Below are 17,293 nucleotides of genomic sequence, written 5' to 3' on the forward strand. Positions count from 1 at the left end.
TCTTTCCATGTTGTTTTGATACAACTTTAACGACGACATTTAACAAAGAAAAAATAAAAATTTTATTGAAATCACTTTAAACTGCCATGTACCCATACTACCTTTTACGACATAATCTCCAACAAGTCGATCATAAAAATAACTTTTGTCGATTACTTTTATACTTTGTGATATTTTGTATAATTTCGTAGTTTCTAAAAAACGAGATAATTGATGAAATTGTCGAATCAGTTCGCGATTATACATAGAATAGTCGAATCCCACTTTTGGAGGTGTCATACCAATGGATGTACCGGTCGAAAAGAAGAAGAAGAAAAGAAAATGGCCGTGTATTATTGGCCTAATTATATTAGGAATTGGGATGTATGTTTGGAACGTATATGCTAATTTATCTTCAAATATAAAGAGTGTGCACGTAGAAATTAATCGAGATAAATCCGAATTGAGGGTAGAAAAAGTCAATTTAGAGAAAAAAGAGCCGTTCTCCATTTTACTATTAGGGGTAGATCAACGGGAAAATGATAAAGGACGATCTGATACGATTATTGTACTAACGATTAATGCTAATGAAAGAAGTACGAAAATGCTCAGTATTCCAAGAGATACCTATACTAAAATTGTTGGGTATGGAACGAGTGATAAATTGAATCATGCTTATGCTTTTGGAGGCACTGAAATGGCAATGGCTTCAGTTGAAAATTTACTTGATATTCCAATTGATTATGTAACGGAAGTGAACATGGAAGGTTTCAAAGATATAGTAGATGCTGTTGGAGGCATTACAGTGATTAATATGCTCGCATTTAAGGAAGACGGTTATAGTTTCCCAAAAGGGAAAATAAAATTAGACGGTGAACATGCACTCGCATTTGTACGAATGAGGAAGGAAGATCCAAACGGGGACTTTGGTCGACAAGAACGACAAAAACAACTTATTCAAGGAATTTTAAAAGAAGGAGCTTCTGTTAGTAGTCTATGGAAGTATAAAGATATTTTTAATGCACTTGGTGACAATATTTCAACTAATTTAACATTTGGACAAATGATGGAGCTACAAAAAAAGCACAAAGAAGCTCTTAATTCGATTGAACAACTCTATTTTAATAAGGGGCAAGGTCAGACGAAGAATGGTATTTGGTATTACATGATGAATAAGAAAGAACTTAAGGATGTATCTACTGAATTAAAAGATCATTTAGGATTGAAATAGTTAAATAGTTTATTTTTATTACTATTGATATAATTTTATTATTTTAAATTAGTCATAAAAACCCTTGTTATTTTTATAACAAGGGTTTTTATGGTTTAAAATGACCATTACTTTCGAATCTTGCGCATTTTAAAAAATTAATCACTATCTTATTACCCCTTTTTACTAATTTCATTGTTTTCTCTGTTTTTTTTCAATAGAATGAGGGTACAAAGAACAGGGATGACAATTTGAAATATAAAGAGGAGTGATTTTTGTGAAAAAAGCTGCCTATTCCATTCTGGCTACAGGTGCACTCGCACTTTGTATAAATAGTCAATCGACAGAAGCAAGTTCAAACACTTATACGGTAAAAAGTGGTGATTCTTTATACACAATCGCACTTAAACATGGTACTACAGTCACTAAACTAAAAAAGTCGAATAACTTGAAATCAGATATAATTTATCCAAAACAAAAATTGATACTTTCCGGCAAAGTATCTACCCAAACATCAAAAACACCATCTAATACAGTGAATACAAATGCAGTTTCTCCATCTAGTAATACAGCTACTTATAAAGTGAAACAAGGCGACACACTTTCAAAAATTTCAACAAAATATAAAGTATCTGTCAGTGCACTTCAAAAAACGAATAATATTAAAGATCACCTAATATATGTAGGACAAAAGATTAAAATCCCTACAACAACGACAAATGCTGGTAATGCCGGTAAACCAACTGGTAATACAACACCAACACCTAAGCCTAAGCCAGATACAACAACAAAACCACCAACTACAACAAATGTTAATGCCACTTCCTATAAAGTTGTAGCTGGTGATACGTTATCTGGTATTGCTTATAAATTCGGCATTACGATAACACAGTTGAAATCTTGGAACGGTTTAACTTCTGATCTAATACGTGTTGGACAAACATTAAAAGTCAAAAACAGCTCAAACTCTACTATCCAACAAGACAAGGAAAATACAACAAATGTTTCAACACCAACACCACCAACAGTTTCAACAAATGACATTAAACAAAAGGCTGTTAACTTAGGTCTATCCTTACAAAATACACCTTATGTTTGGGGTGGACAAACACCAGCAGGTTTTGATTGTAGCGGCTTCATTCACTATGTATTTAATAATGCAGGCCTTTCCATGACTCGTACAAACGCTATCGGTTATGAAGCTAGATCTTACTATATTAATACACCTCAAGTAGGTGACCTAGTATTTTTCCGTGATACATATCAAACTGGTATTTCGCATTTAGGCATTTATATTGGTAATGGTCAATTCGTACATGCTGGTGGTACACATGTTCAAGTCTCTTCAGTAAATGAACCTTATTGGGCTCAGCATTTTGATAGTTATAAACGTTTCTATTCACTTGATTAAACTTATAAGCGAAAGAATGTATTCTACTATCCAGTACTAATGTTTTAAAGCACAGTCAAAAAAGCGTTTCCACGGCGATCCAAATTGCCTTGGAAATGCTTTTTTTGTGTAGTTAGGCTAGCCAGAAAATAATAACAGTAGAACTCATTACCGAAATCCCTTTTTAGAAATACTTGAAAGCTACTTACAATGAAATATTTCAATAACAGCTAGTTTTTGTAACATTATGTTACAAAACGCTTCGCTAAAAACTCAAATTACCTGACTTATTACTCTTATTTAACTTTTACATAAATTACTTAACTTTTAAGTAATACAAATTAGTGATTTCCCACTAATATTCAAACGATAAAGACTTAATTACCATGAGTCATTAGAACTTTATCCTCATTTTTGTTACACAACTGTAATATAACTGTAAACGAAATAGCATTGTGTTTCTTTTCTGAATTCTTTAAAGTATTACTTAGTCAAACAAACTAAAATTCAAAATAATCGTTGAACATTATATACAAAAATAATTGTTGAAAAGTTGGAGGACGAATTGATGAATATGAAAGCATTATTTACAGCAATCGCATCAAGCACACTTGCTTTAACACTTGCCTTTGGAAGTGCCAAAGCTGCTGAAAACGACAACAACACTAAAGAAAATACAAAAGTTGAAACAGTAGAAGTAACTCAAGTTTCAAACCCGACTGCTACTAAAGTTAATAGTCGCTTTAAAACAACAGCAAGCTTGAACCTACGTTCTGATGCTTCAACTAACTCAAGAGTAAAAACAACGGTTTCTTCAGGTACTGTTGTAAAGGCGTCTGCTAAAAAAACTATTAATAACAAAACATGGTATAAAGTTTCAGTAAACGGCAAAGCTGGCTGGATGTCTGGTGATTACCTATCAAAAACATCAAAGAGCATAACAAAAGCATCTGCAAGTAATGATTCTGGAAGCGACATTGTCGATCAAGCTCTTAAATATATTGGTATCCCATACCGTTATGGTGGTACAACTACTTCTGGATTTGATTGCAGCGGATTTACACAATATGTTTTCAAAGAACAAGGTAAATCAATCACACGGACAAGTCGTTCACAACGTAGTGAGACAAGATATACAAGTAACCCACAAGCAGGTGATTTAGTATTCTTCACACAAGGTGGAGGCTCAATCGATCACGTAGCGATTTATATGGGCGATGGTAAAATCGTACATGCTGCTGGAAGCCAAGTTCAAGTACAATCTATCAATAATGGATACTGGAATCGCTATTTACACAGCTATGGTACTTTAAACTAATTTAATTTAATCATTCACTTTAGAACCTCTAAGTATTGGACTTTTAGAAAAAAGCCCTTTACTTAGAGGTTTTTATGTTCAAAATAAGTATCCTTACTTCTCTTCTAAACTTTTAAGTCTATATTACAAACACAAACCTCGAGCTTTGCTGGCTCGAGGTTTGTGTACTTATTCTTCTATTTTTTCATCTGTTGATTTATCAGCTGGTGTTTCTGTACCTTGTGTTTCTACAGATTCTTTCTCTTCTTCATCTGACTTTTCATTATTATCAACTGGTGGAGTAGTTACATTTTCTTTATCGTCTTCTTTTTTATCACCAGAGCCTGATGTAGGTAAATCTGTATTCGTTGATAAGATGTCAATTTTAGAGAACTGATAATCACCATATTCATCAATAATTATTGTGTATTGAATAGATTGTTTTATCGTTCCTTTTGTACCTGTTTTAACGTCTTTATAAGTGTATGTCGAGTTAATAATCGCTGTCGCATAGTGATCCGAGATGTTCGGTGAATCATCATAAATATGAACTGCACCAAAAGTGAATTTCAAATCTTGATACTCTTTATCTTTTGATGAATAGTTTGCAATCATCTCTTTAGCTGTTGTTGCTGCACTACTGTTTGGTAACAAATAAGTTTCATAGTAGTTTTTATTTTTATCTTTGATAGCGTACGGGAATAACTCATAGTAGCCATCAATATAGTCTTTAATTAATTTTTTATCTAAATAAGCATCCTGCTTGTGATCGTAATCTTCTTCGTCATCTAGTTTAATATCGACGTCTTGGTCTGCCCATTTAGTGATAAGTGACATTATTGAATAGACCGGGATTGCGTAACCAATTTCAGGTTTATCCGTTAAAATGATGGAGTTAATACCGATAACATTACCAGTTTGCGCATTAACTAGAGGTCCACCACTAGAACCCGGCTCTAATCTAGCTGTGATTTCATATAGATTTAAATAATTATATTCTTCTGTGAAACTGGCATCTAATCTTGTAATATCACCTTCTGTTGATGTACCACCCTTGTTATTAGGACTTCCAATGGCGATGACTGGCGTATTTACTTTTGCTTTTGTAGTATCCAGTACAAGTGGGTCTTTCCCTTCTAAACCGGGAACACGAATCAGTGCGATATCTGTTTTTTTGGAAATACCGATTACTTGTCCTTGGAATTCTTGACCATGCTCATTTGTCACAAATACATAGGATGCATCTTTTACAACATGGGCATTTGTAATAATGTCCCCTTTTCTATTGAAAAGAAAGCCCGATCCTTGTTGTAAGTCTGTGTAGACAGTGTACACTTGCGTTTTTGCATTCGCAATAATAGCAGAAGTATCGTTTTTAGGCATTATCACATCGGTGACATCTTCATTCGTGATGCCATCTTTAACAGCTGAAGTGACAGATCCTTCTTTCTTATCAGAAGTGCCCTCATCTAAATCTTCTTTTGGTTCTTCCGAAGTTGGCTTTTGGACATCAGCCACTTTCACATTGGGTTCATTTGTCGCTTCATCATTTTTGGTAAGGAGTGTGTATAATCCTGCAATAACTGCTATGATTAAAATAACGGAAGCTACTACACGTTTAAAGGATGTATTTTTGGGATTATATCTCCTATTATTAGTCACTTTCACATCCACTTCCTGTCTGCATAAAATTCATTACTATAATAGACGGATTAACTACATCTAAAGTTTCAAAAAATGTAGTAATCATTTTTCACAAAGTTTATCATAGCACAATCTATAGAAAATGGACTTAGAAAGGATGATTTTCTTTGAAAAAAATTCTATTAATATGTTGTACCCTCTTTTTACTTAGTGCATGCACCATTTCAGAAAAATATCAAAAAATACCATCCAATGAAACTACTACAGATAAACAACAAGAAAAAGTTGAGCAAGTTGAGCAAAAGGTGCCTGTCATAAAGGATAAGAAGATTTCCATCGCTATGATTGGCGATATCCTATTGCATGAACAATTATTATATTACCAAGATTACTCCCCTTCTTTTGCTGGGGTAGAAGATACATTAAAGAGCTACGACTTTCTGCTAGCGAATCAGGAATCCTTACCCATAGGAAAAGAATTTGGCTTATCCGGCTACCCTAAATTTGCAAGCCCTGATTATATCGTTCGTGATTTAAAAGAAGCTGGTGTTGATCTCTTGTCAGTAGCTAATAATCACACATTAGACCGTGGTGAAGCAGGCGTTCTAGCTGCTCTTAAGAATATCAAATCTTATGGGCTTCCTTATGTTGGTGCATATAAATCTGCGAAAGATCGCGAAAAAATGCGTATTATCGATGTCAAAGGTATTAAAGTTGGAACTTTATCTTACACTTATGGAACAAATGATAATGAAACTCCTGCTGGTAAAGACTATCTAGTTAATCGAATCGATCTTGACACTATTCAAAAGGACATCAAAAAAATGCGCCCTAATAGCGACGTCATCATCGTCAATATGCACTGGGGCACCGAATACCAATCTACACCAAATAAGACGCAAAAACAAATGGCTAAAGTCATTTCTGAAGCAGGTGCAGATATAATTTTCGGGCATCATCCTCATGTCTTACAGCCTTACGAGAAAATAACCGCAAAAGATGGACACGAGACGCATGTATTTTACTCTTTAGGTAATTTCTTCTCGACTATGCAAGATCTATCTACTTATGTGGGTGGCATCGCCTCGTTAAATGTTGTAAAAAATGCTGAAGGGGCTATTCGAATCACTTCACCCCGCTTCACCCCAACTGCTATTATGAATAAAGACGGTTTCTATTCAGTAGAGCTTTTGAAGGATGTCGAAAAACAGGCTGTAAGATCCGTTGATTGGGTAAAAAAGACTGTAGGCGTTGATAGTAAGAAGTAAACATATTGGACGTTTACACGTTAACTACGCCCCTTTCAGATGGTTTACTATATAATAGAAAGAAATGCTTTTATAAAGAAGGTTTTTAAATGAAAAAAATAGATATTTTATCGATTCCGATTGCGGATACAACAAAAAAAGAATTTGTAAATACAGTCACAAAACAAAATGGACAAGTATGGATCGTAACCGCGAATCCTGAAATCATTATGCTTGCCAAAGAGCTCCCTAGTTATGAAAAACTACTACACACTGCTGATTATGTAGTGGCAGATGGCATAGGCGTTGTCATTGGTTCTAAAATGCTAGGACAACCATTAAAAGAGCGCATTCCAGGATTTGAATTAGTACATGAGTTTATGGCGGTTGCGAATGCTACGGGAACGCGCAATAGAATTTTCATGTATGGAGGCAAGCCTGGAATAGCAGCAAAAGCAGCTGAGATGGCAAAAGCACAGTACCCTAATATTGAAATCGTCGGCGTCGCTGATGGCTATGGCAGAGACGGTAACGGTGATGAAGTGGCATCAAAAGCGGCCGCTATATCTCCTGACTACGTATTTGTAGCGTTAGGCGCTCCAAAGCAAGAAGAATGGATTGCTACACATCTCGAAAAATTCCCTAATTCTATCTTGATGGGTGTTGGCGGAAGCTTGGATATACTATCCGGGAACATTGATCGCGCACCAGACATCTTCCTTAAGCTGAATTTGGAATGGTTCCACCGTTTGATTACACAACCTACACGCTGGAAGAGGATGTTGAAGATTCCACAGTTTTTGCTTGCGGTGAAGAAGGATGGACGGAAATGATTGGTTGTTGAGTAGTTGGATGGTTAATTGGATTGAATGATTTGGAAAGCCGCCTGGATGGGCGGCTTTTTTGTGTTGTTTTTGGGGGTGGTTTTGGGATTGTTGTGGTAACTGGGGTGTTTGTTGCGGTAACTGCTCTGTTTGTTGCACTAACTCGTCTGTTTGTTGCGCTAACTCCGGTGTTTGTTATTTAGCAGAATATTCACGTCCTTAGAAGCTAGGTTTTTGTTTGAATAAAGGGTAATTTTCTAACTAAATTGAAATATCATTATTCCACTTTTCAGCAAAAGAAAGCCCCTAACCTCCGAAAAGATTAAGGACTAATTGCATTAAAGTACTCCCGGAATTTGGAATCTAATAATTATATGACTAATGAAATCCACCAAACATGCTGAATGAATACAGCGGAGTAAAGGACAATAGCCGCTCCCATTAAGAGCTGTAATGATCTTTTCAGCTGAACCTTACTAAGGATATACAATAACAATAATGGAAACATAATTTTCAACGAATAAAAAGCAAAAACACTATTTTCATATACTATACGCATAAGTGGGTTTGCTTCAGTAATGTGGTTATGTCGAATACCGAAATCGGTGAAGATGGAATCTATAATGGATAAAAATAATAGAAGTAATCCCGCAAAAAACAATTTGCTACGAGGAAAAAATAAAAGTTTCATTTTCAAACAATGTAACCCCTTTTTTATTCAATAGTATGCTTGTACTATTCTGGGATAACTGATGGTGAAATATACTTTTGAGTTGGTGAAATTTCCAAGAAGGGATTTTGAGGAAAAAATAATTTCAATGACTGATACTGTATTCATATATATGCTTAAAAACCAATAACATTCAGACAAAAATCACTTGTTCTGAAATTAAGAGTAATAATGTATCTATCTACGATTATTCAGTTAAATGATCGATTTAGATTATTGCTCATGCTTTTATTTTTACCGTTTTTAACTATAGAATTAACTTACATAACAAATTCTTCGTCGAGGTTGTTTAATAGTTATTAATCAAGGTAGTTCTCCTAAAAGAGTCGAATGCGTTCATTAATTAGAAGATTTTATTTCCAATAAACATTTTCTAATTATTAACTTATAGTTATAATTTCATCCTTTTTTGGAAAGCATGTATTTATCACTGAAAGAAGGATGATAAATTATGATTAAGAAGTTTTTCGCCATTTTAATAATATGTTCAATTTCTTTTTTCGCAGGGTCGTATTATACAATGAACAATTCACCCTCTAAGTTCCTTGATTGGAATAAGGAATCGATTTTCCAAGATGGCGTTGAATTAATTTCAATTCTGCCTCAAAACCTAGAGGTCGTATTTGATGATATAAAAATCTTCATATCCGATTCAATCGACTTCGTTGATGAAAAGATCGGAAACTTACTGAATAAAGAAAAAAATGATATAAAAAGTGATATAGTAGAAAATCAAAATGACTATAAAAATCCTTTATTTGAACCAACTGAAGATTTACAACAAGCAAATCTTGATTATGATTTTAATGAAAATACAATCATAAATACGATAGCAGAGAATTACTTAAGTAATTCTCAAGAAATTTTAAGTGAAGACTAATAATTAGGTTAAGAGAACGTACCGATTGATTAGAATATTTGGAAGATTTTTGCTCAAAGTGCTTTGTTTGTTACCGAACACCATCTAAGTATAAAACTATCACAAAAAGTAAATTCTGTAATTTTAATAAATGCAATACTTAAAGAGATACAGCTCATTCGTCTAAAAAAGAAGAGTGTGTCTAATTCAATGAACTATGTAGTTAGTTGAACTGGATTACGATGCTATGTGCTACTACAATTCCTGCTCATTTCTTTCCTTTTCGTGTTGCTGATAAGTCTTAAACATTAAGCGTTGATGAGATTTAATATATCCTCCTAGGGCTATTTCCAGTTCTTCTTTTTTCTTTTTCATAATAAGCCGAGCGAAGTTCGATAGAATTTCAGGATCCTCTTCGCTCAGGTTATAACTAGCTTTTAAAAGCCCATGACAAAAGAGTTTAGCAATCTATTCTGGCGTCTTTCACATCTGTTTTACTTCCAGGTACTACCTTCGTATGTTGTTCATCCACAACTAGAAACTCAATTTCTTAAGCTTCTAATAAATTCACAATATGTTTCCTGTAAACACTAGTGATTTCCAGGGCAACATGCGTACAGTTATTCTCTTTAATCCAGCCCACCATACGAAGTAATCTTGTCGCAAACGTATGTCGAAACAAATGTGGATGTAGATGAATTTGTAACTCCTTTGACGCATGGCTCAACCAGTTCCGAACTGCATCACGATGTAATTTTTCTACTCGTTGACTAACCAACAAGTAAGAACTACTATGAAATGGACTTTCCTCTCTTTCACCTTGCATGTAATCTTTCATGTAGGCTAACACATCTTGTCGTAAGCTAATTTCTCTTATTTTTCCGCCTTTCCCCTTAACCGTTAAAGCAGATGGCATTAGACTAATATCTTCTAAACGGACACTCACCAATTCACTCACTCGAACACCTATGTACAATAATAGGTATCCTATTAAACGATTCACGATTCCGTTCACTTACATTCGCTTTATCCTCTAAGTAAAACAAAAATTGCGTAAGAAACTCCTCAAATTGAAGATGTTCCTGTCTGTACACTTCAAACTTCTTTAAACCTTCATGTAGGATTCAATCGTTTTAACTGTTTTGCCTTCTTCTACTAACCATTGTTGAAATGCTTCCATTGGTGCTTTCACTGTTATCCTTCCTTTCAAAAAAAGAAAATCCTAAACCTTTGTGTTGGTTTAGGACTCTTCAGCTTGTAATTGTCGTAATGCTTCTGCTAAAACTGCAACTACTACTGTTACGATCAATTTGTACTTCATGAGATTTCCCTCCTAAAAACGAAACTCACGACAGTTATATAATAATGTTTGAGTTTTTTTGCATACAAAAATAGTTCATGCCTTGTGTCGCATGAACCTGTCCTTTTTACTATTCTTTTGATTTAGTTTTGTCGTGAGTTTAATCTTTCGCTGACTGAATTTCTCCATTCTTTAACCAAACAGTTTTCACATGGTGTTGATTGTTTTCATCGTAAACATCCATCATTAAGTAAACTTCATTGCTCTTCATAAGGTAACTAATGGCTGTTACCATACAAACCTTTGGTAATGCTTTGAACTCCTGTTCTGTAAAGAAACGTTCATCCATTTCCTCTTTGCGGAGTTCAATTGTTTCGTAGCCAATGTTGTTTAATGTTACTTTTTCAGATGTTCTTAATGCCCTCTCATTTAAAAATCGTTCGTAGCTGTAAGTCATGTGCTAACACTCCTTTACTTGTAGACCTCGTAGGCAATTACTTCTTCGTTCTTCTTCCACAGTTCAAACAGAACTCCATCTTCTTTACAGATGAAAAATGCTCCCCAATGACTACCTCTTAAATCATCATGTGTACAGGAATAAGCATTAGCTAATATTAAATTCCATTCATTTTGAATCACTTGCATGTACTGTTCTAGGACTGGATGCTTTAAGTCAATGACCTCAATTTTTACATTTGATGCTTGTAGGTACACATGAAATACCTTTCTTAGTTGTTTCGTAAACCATTCCATGACAAAAATCTCTTCCATTTGGATTCTCCTTTTCTCTTAAAACCTTGAAATAGAACTGTAAAACGATTACTTCCAGAACCTCGCCTTTTCTTAGGCTTGTTCAAATGTAATCGCTTTCTAGGTAGTCTATGTTGTTTTTAGAACACTCATGAATCTCCCTCCTAACTAAAAAGCTCTCATGCACAAATACATGAGAGCTAGAATTCAAAATAATAATATATATTTAAAAAGAGAATCCAAACGCTATGAAACAAAAAAAAAGCTCCTATCTTCCGAAGAAGATAGGAGTCTTTGAATCCGTTCGCCCAATAAGGTAAGAGGAGGGATTTATTAAAGTGAAACTTTGATGCCTGCAGCTGAGATATCAGCTTTGTTGCCAGCTTCATCAGTTAATTTGTAATCATCAGAAGTTAGAGTAACCTCTTTAGCAAAATCATCAGCAGTTAACTCTTTATCAATAACAATTGTTACTTCTTTAGATTTAGGAGTTGCTGTTACAGTAGCTTTAACGCCATCTAGTTTTTTACCAGCAACATTTACAACATAATCAGTAGCTTCAGCTTTTACTTCTTCGCTTAAAGTTACTTTAATAGTTGTTTTACCTGAAGTTGCAGGTGTAGTTGTAGTTTTTGCTGCTTTTGCAGTTACAGTGAAAGTTTGACCATCAGTTGTTCCTGTTGGTTCAGTTACAGTTAAACCTTCTAAAGTTTTATCAGCAGTCCATTTAGAAGTAGTAGTACTGTAAGTATAAGTTGCTACTTCGTCAGTTGTACCAGTATAAGTACCTTCTACTTTCGCAGCAGAATCTGAAGCAACTGCTGTTGCTGGTATTGTTGTAGTTGTTTCTTTAGAACCTTTTTCAATAGTATCAACTTTTGCAGATTGTACAGCTGGTTTTACGTTTTCATTGAAGACTTTTTGAGTAGTAAAGTCGTCCATAACGTTACCATTTGCAGCTTTAACACCAGTTATTTTAACTGTACGTTTACCAGTGTAATTGTTTGAACCAGATACAAGTTTAACTGTAGCAACTCCATTTGCTCCCAAAGTAACTGAGTCAATAGTAGCTCCAGCTACATAATAATTAGCTTTGTTTACAACAGTTGCATTATCTAATTCAACAGCTGCTCCAAAGTCTATTGTAAATGTATCATTGTCTTTAACCTCAACTTTAGCATCAATCAATACAGGTTTAGCAGAATCTTTATCTGCACCACGAGTGAATGAGAATGAAGAAGTTTTAGCTTCGTTTTTGTTTCCAGCTACATCTGCAAATACGTTAGCTGCTAAGTCTACTGTGTAAACAGTATCTTTAACTAATGCTGAACTAGCAAATTTAATTTTAGATAATTCAACTGTATATTGAGTTGAAGAATCAGTTACTGGTTTTACATCTGTAGCAGCAAAAGTAATGTCACCAGATGTTGTTACATAGTTTTTAACCGCTTTTGCTGGTAATGTAATTGTACCTGAAGCAGCTAAAGTAGTATCTTCACTTGTAGTAAATGTTAATACTTGGTTACCATCTTTGTTTACAGAAATAGCAGCTGTTGCAGTTGGTTTCACTGTGTCAGCAACAAAGTTTACGATTTGGCTGAATGCTTTACCATCTTCACCAGATAAATCAGTGTATGATTTGTCTGATACTGATACACTTGTTAAACCAGATACAGCTGAATTTAATTCAACGATGTATTTTGTTTTATCAGCTTTATCTTGAGTTACTGATTTCACTGATGAACCAGCTACAGTTAAATCTGGTTCAGTAAATCCTTGAACTTCTTCAGAGAATTTAATTGTGAATTTTTTAGCATTAACTGGAGTTACGCTTGTTATTTCTGGTGCTACACCATCTTTAGCACCCTTTTGAATTGTAACTGAGAATGGTGTTTCAAGAATATTAGTTGCGAAATCTGTTAAACCAGTGAATGATACAGTAATGTTTTTGTTAGCCTCTACATTTGAAGGTAACACAACTTTGATAGAAGATCCTTTTACAGTTACGTCAGATGCAGGAACTGAAAGAATAGTACCATCTGCATTTTTAAATACAATTGAACCTTTATCATTGATTGGCTCAGAGAAGTTAAATACAAATGTTGATGCATTTTCTTTTGTATAGTTTACATAAGTTGGTGCTACTTTATCTTCAGCTTTGATAATTTTTGTAGAAGTTTCTACTTTATCTCCAGTCGTTGTTTTTACTGCATCAGTAACTTTAACAGTGTATTCACCATTGAAAGTTGTCTCTGAAGTAATAGTTACTGTTTTTTTATCTTCTGATAGCTTAGCTTTTAATCCAGTTTCATCTGCTGTTCCAACTTTAGCAATTGAAATGTTTGCAAGAGCTTCAGAAGCACCAATTACAGTTGAAGCATCAATAGATCTGTTAAAAGTAACTTTAATTTCTTTAGCGTTAATCGCCTCTACAGCTTTAACTTTAGCTCCAACTTCAACACCTTTTTCAAATGCGCGTTCTACGTTGTTAGCATCAAGGTAAGTACCGTCAGCAATTGCTGCATCGAAGTAGAATTTATCTTCGAATTTTTCTAAACCTTTGTTTAATACTGCATCTTTATAAAGTTGGTCTTTGAATAAAGCTAAACCTTTGTTTAATACTGCATCTTTATAAAGTTGGTCTTTGTAAACTGTCAAACCTTTGTTTAGGTTACCAGATACATAAAGTTGACCTTCGAAGATTCCTGTTGCTGCTTTACCAGTTTTGTAGTAAACGCCTTTGTAAAGACCTGTCGCTTTTTTACCAGCTTTGTAGTAAGTTTTGTTAACTACGCCAGTGTAAGCTTTACCTGATTTGTAGTATACGTTTTTGTAAGTACCTGTCGCTTTTTTACCAGCTTTGTAATAAGTTTTGTTAGTTACGCCAGTGAATGCTTTACCAGCTTTGTAGTATACAGATTTGTAAGTACCTGTCGCTTTTTTACCAGCTTTGTAATAAGTTTTTTTGTAAAGACCAGTTAATTTTTTACCGTCTTTATATAGCGCTTTGTTGTAAGTTTTGTAACCTTTTACAACTTTACCAGTGCTCTTATATACAAGTTTACCATTGCTCACCTTTACTGAAGTTGAGCTTTTTGCGAATGCTGTATCTGATCCAGCAGCTGCGAATGATCCTGTTAATACTGCAGCACCAATGACAAAGGCAGTAGCCGATTTTACTAGTTTAAGTTTGTTGTTTACCATTTTATTCATTCTCCTTTACTTGCGGACTATCTAAAAGTTTTAAAGTCATGTAGTTAATACCGTTAAATATCCTTTAAATTTACTTTATGTAATCCTTATTGACTATATTAACACACATCCAAAGGTATACTTAATATTTTTTTGGGTTTTTTACCAATTTGTTCGTTTTTGATATTATATTCCTATTAAATTTATATAAATTTCCACCTAGTGATACAATATATTTATGTTATTTCAAGATAATTTCCTGTTAAAAATTTATTAAAACAAGCTCATTTTCATAAAATGTTATCGAAAAATTACTAAAAGTGGTTTTTTTATAATTAAATTATACTATAATTTCATTTTGATTGAATGTTTAAATAATTTAAATATTCAGTTTTATTAGACTTAAATTATTACCTTTATTTGTATTTTAAGGTTATTTTTTATAACGTTTTTGCTTATTATGTTAATAAAAAGGATTAGATATAAATATTTCCTTACGTTTATTTTTATCATAATTATTACAAATACAACTTTAAATGGTTTTTTAGCATACTAACATATAGATTGATATTTTATTATTTCAATATATTTACCCATAAAAAAGTAAAAACGTAACCAGAAGTTTACTGGCTACGTTTCTTATACTTTAATCTTCTACCATTTCATACCCATAATTGGCATTTGCAATATGGAGAGCTGATTCACCTTCTACTGCAATAGAACCAAACAGTTTAATATTATCAATGCCGAAAATAGTAATGTTATATTTTCCTGCAGTGATAGATCCTGAGATATCAAAGGTTGATACTGTTTTGGCTTTGTTCCATTTAAATGCTGAGATTGTATATAGAACGCCATTTTTTTCTACGTTAATTAAAGGCTTCTTATTATTAACCGCTTGGCTATATGTCACTTCTAGCGTTTTTGTATCAACAATACGAATAGATTTAATAGTCGTCGCTTTTCTAACTAATTCTCCATCTTCGTATAGATTTCCGCCGTATTTGCCATTTGCGATATCTGTATGATAATAATATTGACCATCAAATTCTGCAATTCCATAGTTTTCATCTTCGCCATTATAAAGTCGATCCTCAAATAAAGTATATCCTTTATTATAATCTGCATCATTATATAAGATATCGTTATATAAGAAGTACCCTTCATTTAAATATGATCCATCGTACAGTTTCTTATTATAGGTTGTATAACCGACATTCGGCTTTGCGTTAATATACAATCTATCTTTATATACTGTCTTGCTGTTTTTTAAATTAGCTCCGTAGTATAGTTCGCCTTCAAAGATTCTATAGCCACTATTTATTTTTGCTCCGTAATATAATTTGCTTTGATAAATAAGCGCACCTTTGTTTAAATCTTCCCCATCGTAAAGTAAACCATTATAAATTCTATAGCCTTCATTTGGCCAGCCATCTGGGGCATAAAGTTTGTTATTATATACAACATATCTTCCTGGCTCTTTACCAGATTCATAATAATAACCTTCTAATATTCCCGTAAAAAGTATACCGGATTTATAATATCGTTTATTGCCAGAAACAGTGTATTGACCGGTTGCTTTTTTTGCATCTACATAGAGGATTCCTTGATAAAGCTTTTGCTTTTTATAGAGCTTGCTTCCTTTATACAGTTTGCCATTTTTCACATTATAGCTTTGAGAAACTTTTTTCTTAGTTGTTGTTGGCTTTTTTGTTGTTGTCGGTTTTTTTGTCGTTGTTTGAAAACCGACCTTTGTTTTTGAATTAGCAGCTTGTGCGATGTCTGTTTTCGTTAACGTTATTATCGAAGGGATTAATAGTACGGAACAAAGCATAAGCCGTCTAAGAAGTTTGATACGGGTATTGTTAGTCTTCTGCATCGATTTTAAAGCTCCTTCACTTATATGTATTTAGTTCTTCCACTTCATGTAACATACTTATTTTACCACATTTAAACCTATTTTTTTGAGAAATGCTGGTATTTATGTTTTATTATTAAAATAACACAAAAAAGCATCACTGATTTTATAGATCAGTGATGCTTTGCTTTGTGTTTTATTAGTTTACTACGGCAATAATGCCTTCTTCATCATCTAGTACAAGTTCAATTCCTGAAGCGAATGGATCGCGGTTTAGGAATTCGGAAATCCATAGACGAACTGCCGCTATTAGACCCGCTTCACTAATTACTTCAACTTGGCCTCTAATGAATGATTCTGCTGAAAAGCCTTCATCATCATCGTATGCCAATTCAACTTCAACATCTTCTGGCATGACGTTTTTGTTACGAGCTTGGAAAAGACAGATTGCATTGATGATATCTTGTTCTGGAATAATTATCTGTTCCATGGGTTTGCTTCCTCTTTACGTTTTTTTGCTTTTATCATAGTAAATACTTTACGAACTAATGCAATTAATACGATAATCGCAAGGATATTGATTGCGAATCCTAAAATAGAACCAAGTGCTCCCATGTTACCAAATAGACCGCCGAATAATAATCCTGCTAGTCCACCAAGCATAAGACCTTTCATAAGGCCGCCCTTCATGAAGCCACCGCCTGATTTTGTAGCCGATGTTCCGTTATTTGTTTTTGTATCTTGTTTATCTTTTTGAATATTTGAATTTGTTGGTTGGTTGTTGTTATAGTTCTTGTTTGTATTGAAGCCTTTTTTACCTGATTTATACCCTTTTGCTTCAACTGTTGTTGCTTGGTCGTTGAACACAAAGCTTCCGACACTTGAGAATACAAGAGTGGCTGCAAATAAAGCTGCTACTAATTTTTTCAATGTATGACCCTCCATCAATTTTGGTAGTTTTTCTTTGGTGCTAACCCCACTGAACAGTGTATCATGCACTACTGGATATTTAC

The 17,293-nt window shown here is 33.9% G+C and carries 16 protein-coding genes; 7 read left to right on the plus strand and 9 right to left on the minus strand.

Annotated features, from left to right (window positions below; genetic code table 11):
* The first annotated feature begins 283 nt into the window (after positions 1-283).
* The 3 genes from AMD00_RS14955 to AMD00_RS14965 all read left to right on the plus strand — a co-directional run bounded on the left by AMD00_RS14955 (position 284) and on the right by AMD00_RS14965 (position 3,897).
* Entirely contained in the window at positions 284-1,210 is a 927-nt protein-coding gene (locus tag AMD00_RS14955) for an LCP family glycopolymer transferase (protein WP_053417800.1), read from the plus strand.
* Positions 1,211-1,466: 256 nt separating this feature from the next.
* Positions 1,467-2,600, plus strand: a complete 1,134-nt coding sequence (locus AMD00_RS14960; RefSeq protein ID WP_053417801.1) for a C40 family peptidase — start codon at positions 1,467-1,469, stop codon at positions 2,598-2,600.
* Between the two features lie 547 nt (positions 2,601-3,147).
* Positions 3,148-3,897: a C40 family peptidase gene (locus AMD00_RS14965; protein WP_053417802.1), complete on the plus strand. Its 750-nt coding sequence runs from the start codon at positions 3,148-3,150 to the stop codon at positions 3,895-3,897.
* A gap of 168 nt (positions 3,898-4,065) precedes the next feature.
* Here the strand turns inward: AMD00_RS14965 and AMD00_RS14970 are convergent, their stop codons facing one another.
* Positions 4,066-5,538 carry a S1C family serine protease gene (locus tag AMD00_RS14970; RefSeq protein WP_053417803.1) on the minus strand — a complete coding sequence of 491 codons (1,473 nt, stop codon included), beginning with the start codon at positions 5,536-5,538 and terminating at the stop codon, positions 4,066-4,068.
* A gap of 149 nt (positions 5,539-5,687) precedes the next feature.
* On the opposite strand from AMD00_RS14970, the gene AMD00_RS14975 reads away from it, so the two are divergent.
* The 3 genes from AMD00_RS14975 to AMD00_RS23715 all read left to right on the plus strand — a co-directional run bounded on the left by AMD00_RS14975 (position 5,688) and on the right by AMD00_RS23715 (position 7,794).
* Complete coding sequence (locus AMD00_RS14975) at positions 5,688-6,788, plus strand: CapA family protein (protein ID WP_053417804.1); 1,101 nt, start codon at positions 5,688-5,690, stop codon at positions 6,786-6,788.
* A gap of 89 nt (positions 6,789-6,877) precedes the next feature.
* The gene (locus tag AMD00_RS14980) at positions 6,878-7,600 is read left to right on the plus strand and encodes a WecB/TagA/CpsF family glycosyltransferase (protein ID WP_053417805.1); all 723 of its coding nucleotides are present in this window, start codon (positions 6,878-6,880) and stop codon (positions 7,598-7,600) included.
* A gap of 32 nt (positions 7,601-7,632) precedes the next feature.
* Entirely contained in the window at positions 7,633-7,794 is a 162-nt protein-coding gene (locus tag AMD00_RS23715) for a hypothetical protein (RefSeq protein WP_157059258.1), read from the plus strand.
* Between the two features lie 167 nt (positions 7,795-7,961).
* Here AMD00_RS23715 and AMD00_RS14985 read toward each other — a convergent pair whose 3' ends face one another.
* Entirely contained in the window at positions 7,962-8,282 is a 321-nt protein-coding gene (locus AMD00_RS14985; RefSeq protein WP_245639557.1) for a DUF5658 family protein, read from the minus strand.
* A 490-nt stretch (positions 8,283-8,772) separates the two neighbouring features.
* Here AMD00_RS14985 and AMD00_RS14990 point away from each other — a divergent pair, with 490 nt between their 5' ends.
* Entirely contained in the window at positions 8,773-9,201 is a 429-nt protein-coding gene (locus AMD00_RS14990) for a hypothetical protein (protein WP_053417807.1), read from the plus strand.
* A 529-nt stretch (positions 9,202-9,730) separates the two neighbouring features.
* On the opposite strand, the gene AMD00_RS23720 is transcribed toward AMD00_RS14990, so the two are convergent.
* The 7 genes from AMD00_RS23720 to AMD00_RS15025 form a co-directional block, all read right to left on the minus strand.
* On the minus strand, positions 9,731-10,183 hold the full coding sequence (locus tag AMD00_RS23720) for a tyrosine-type recombinase/integrase (protein ID WP_245639531.1): 453 nt from the start codon (positions 10,181-10,183) through the stop codon (positions 9,731-9,733).
* Between the two features lie 457 nt (positions 10,184-10,640).
* Positions 10,641-10,937, minus strand: coding sequence for a hypothetical protein (locus AMD00_RS15000; protein WP_053417809.1), 297 nt, complete (start codon positions 10,935-10,937; stop codon positions 10,641-10,643).
* 14 nt (positions 10,938-10,951) lie between these two features.
* Positions 10,952-11,251: a hypothetical protein gene (locus AMD00_RS15005; protein WP_053417810.1), complete on the minus strand. Its 300-nt coding sequence runs from the start codon at positions 11,249-11,251 to the stop codon at positions 10,952-10,954.
* Positions 11,252-11,563: 312 nt separating this feature from the next.
* A complete protein-coding gene (locus AMD00_RS15010) occupies positions 11,564-14,434 on the minus strand; it encodes an Ig-like domain-containing protein (protein ID WP_053417811.1) in 2,871 nt (956 codons plus the stop codon).
* A 634-nt stretch (positions 14,435-15,068) separates the two neighbouring features.
* Positions 15,069-16,301: a hypothetical protein gene (locus tag AMD00_RS15015; protein WP_053417812.1), complete on the minus strand. Its 1,233-nt coding sequence runs from the start codon at positions 16,299-16,301 to the stop codon at positions 15,069-15,071.
* Between the two features lie 178 nt (positions 16,302-16,479).
* Positions 16,480-16,770 carry a DUF2653 family protein gene (locus AMD00_RS15020; RefSeq protein WP_053417813.1) on the minus strand — a complete coding sequence of 97 codons (291 nt, stop codon included), beginning with the start codon at positions 16,768-16,770 and terminating at the stop codon, positions 16,480-16,482.
* Complete coding sequence (locus AMD00_RS15025) at positions 16,758-17,210, minus strand: hypothetical protein (protein WP_053417814.1); 453 nt, start codon at positions 17,208-17,210, stop codon at positions 16,758-16,760. The genes AMD00_RS15020 and AMD00_RS15025 overlap by 13 nt, the downstream gene beginning before the upstream one ends.
* Between the last annotated feature and the right edge of the window lie 83 nt (positions 17,211-17,293).

It is taken from the genome of Viridibacillus arvi (genome assembly GCF_001274945.1).
Lineage (GTDB): Bacteria > Bacillota > Bacilli > Bacillales_A > Planococcaceae > Viridibacillus > Viridibacillus arvi.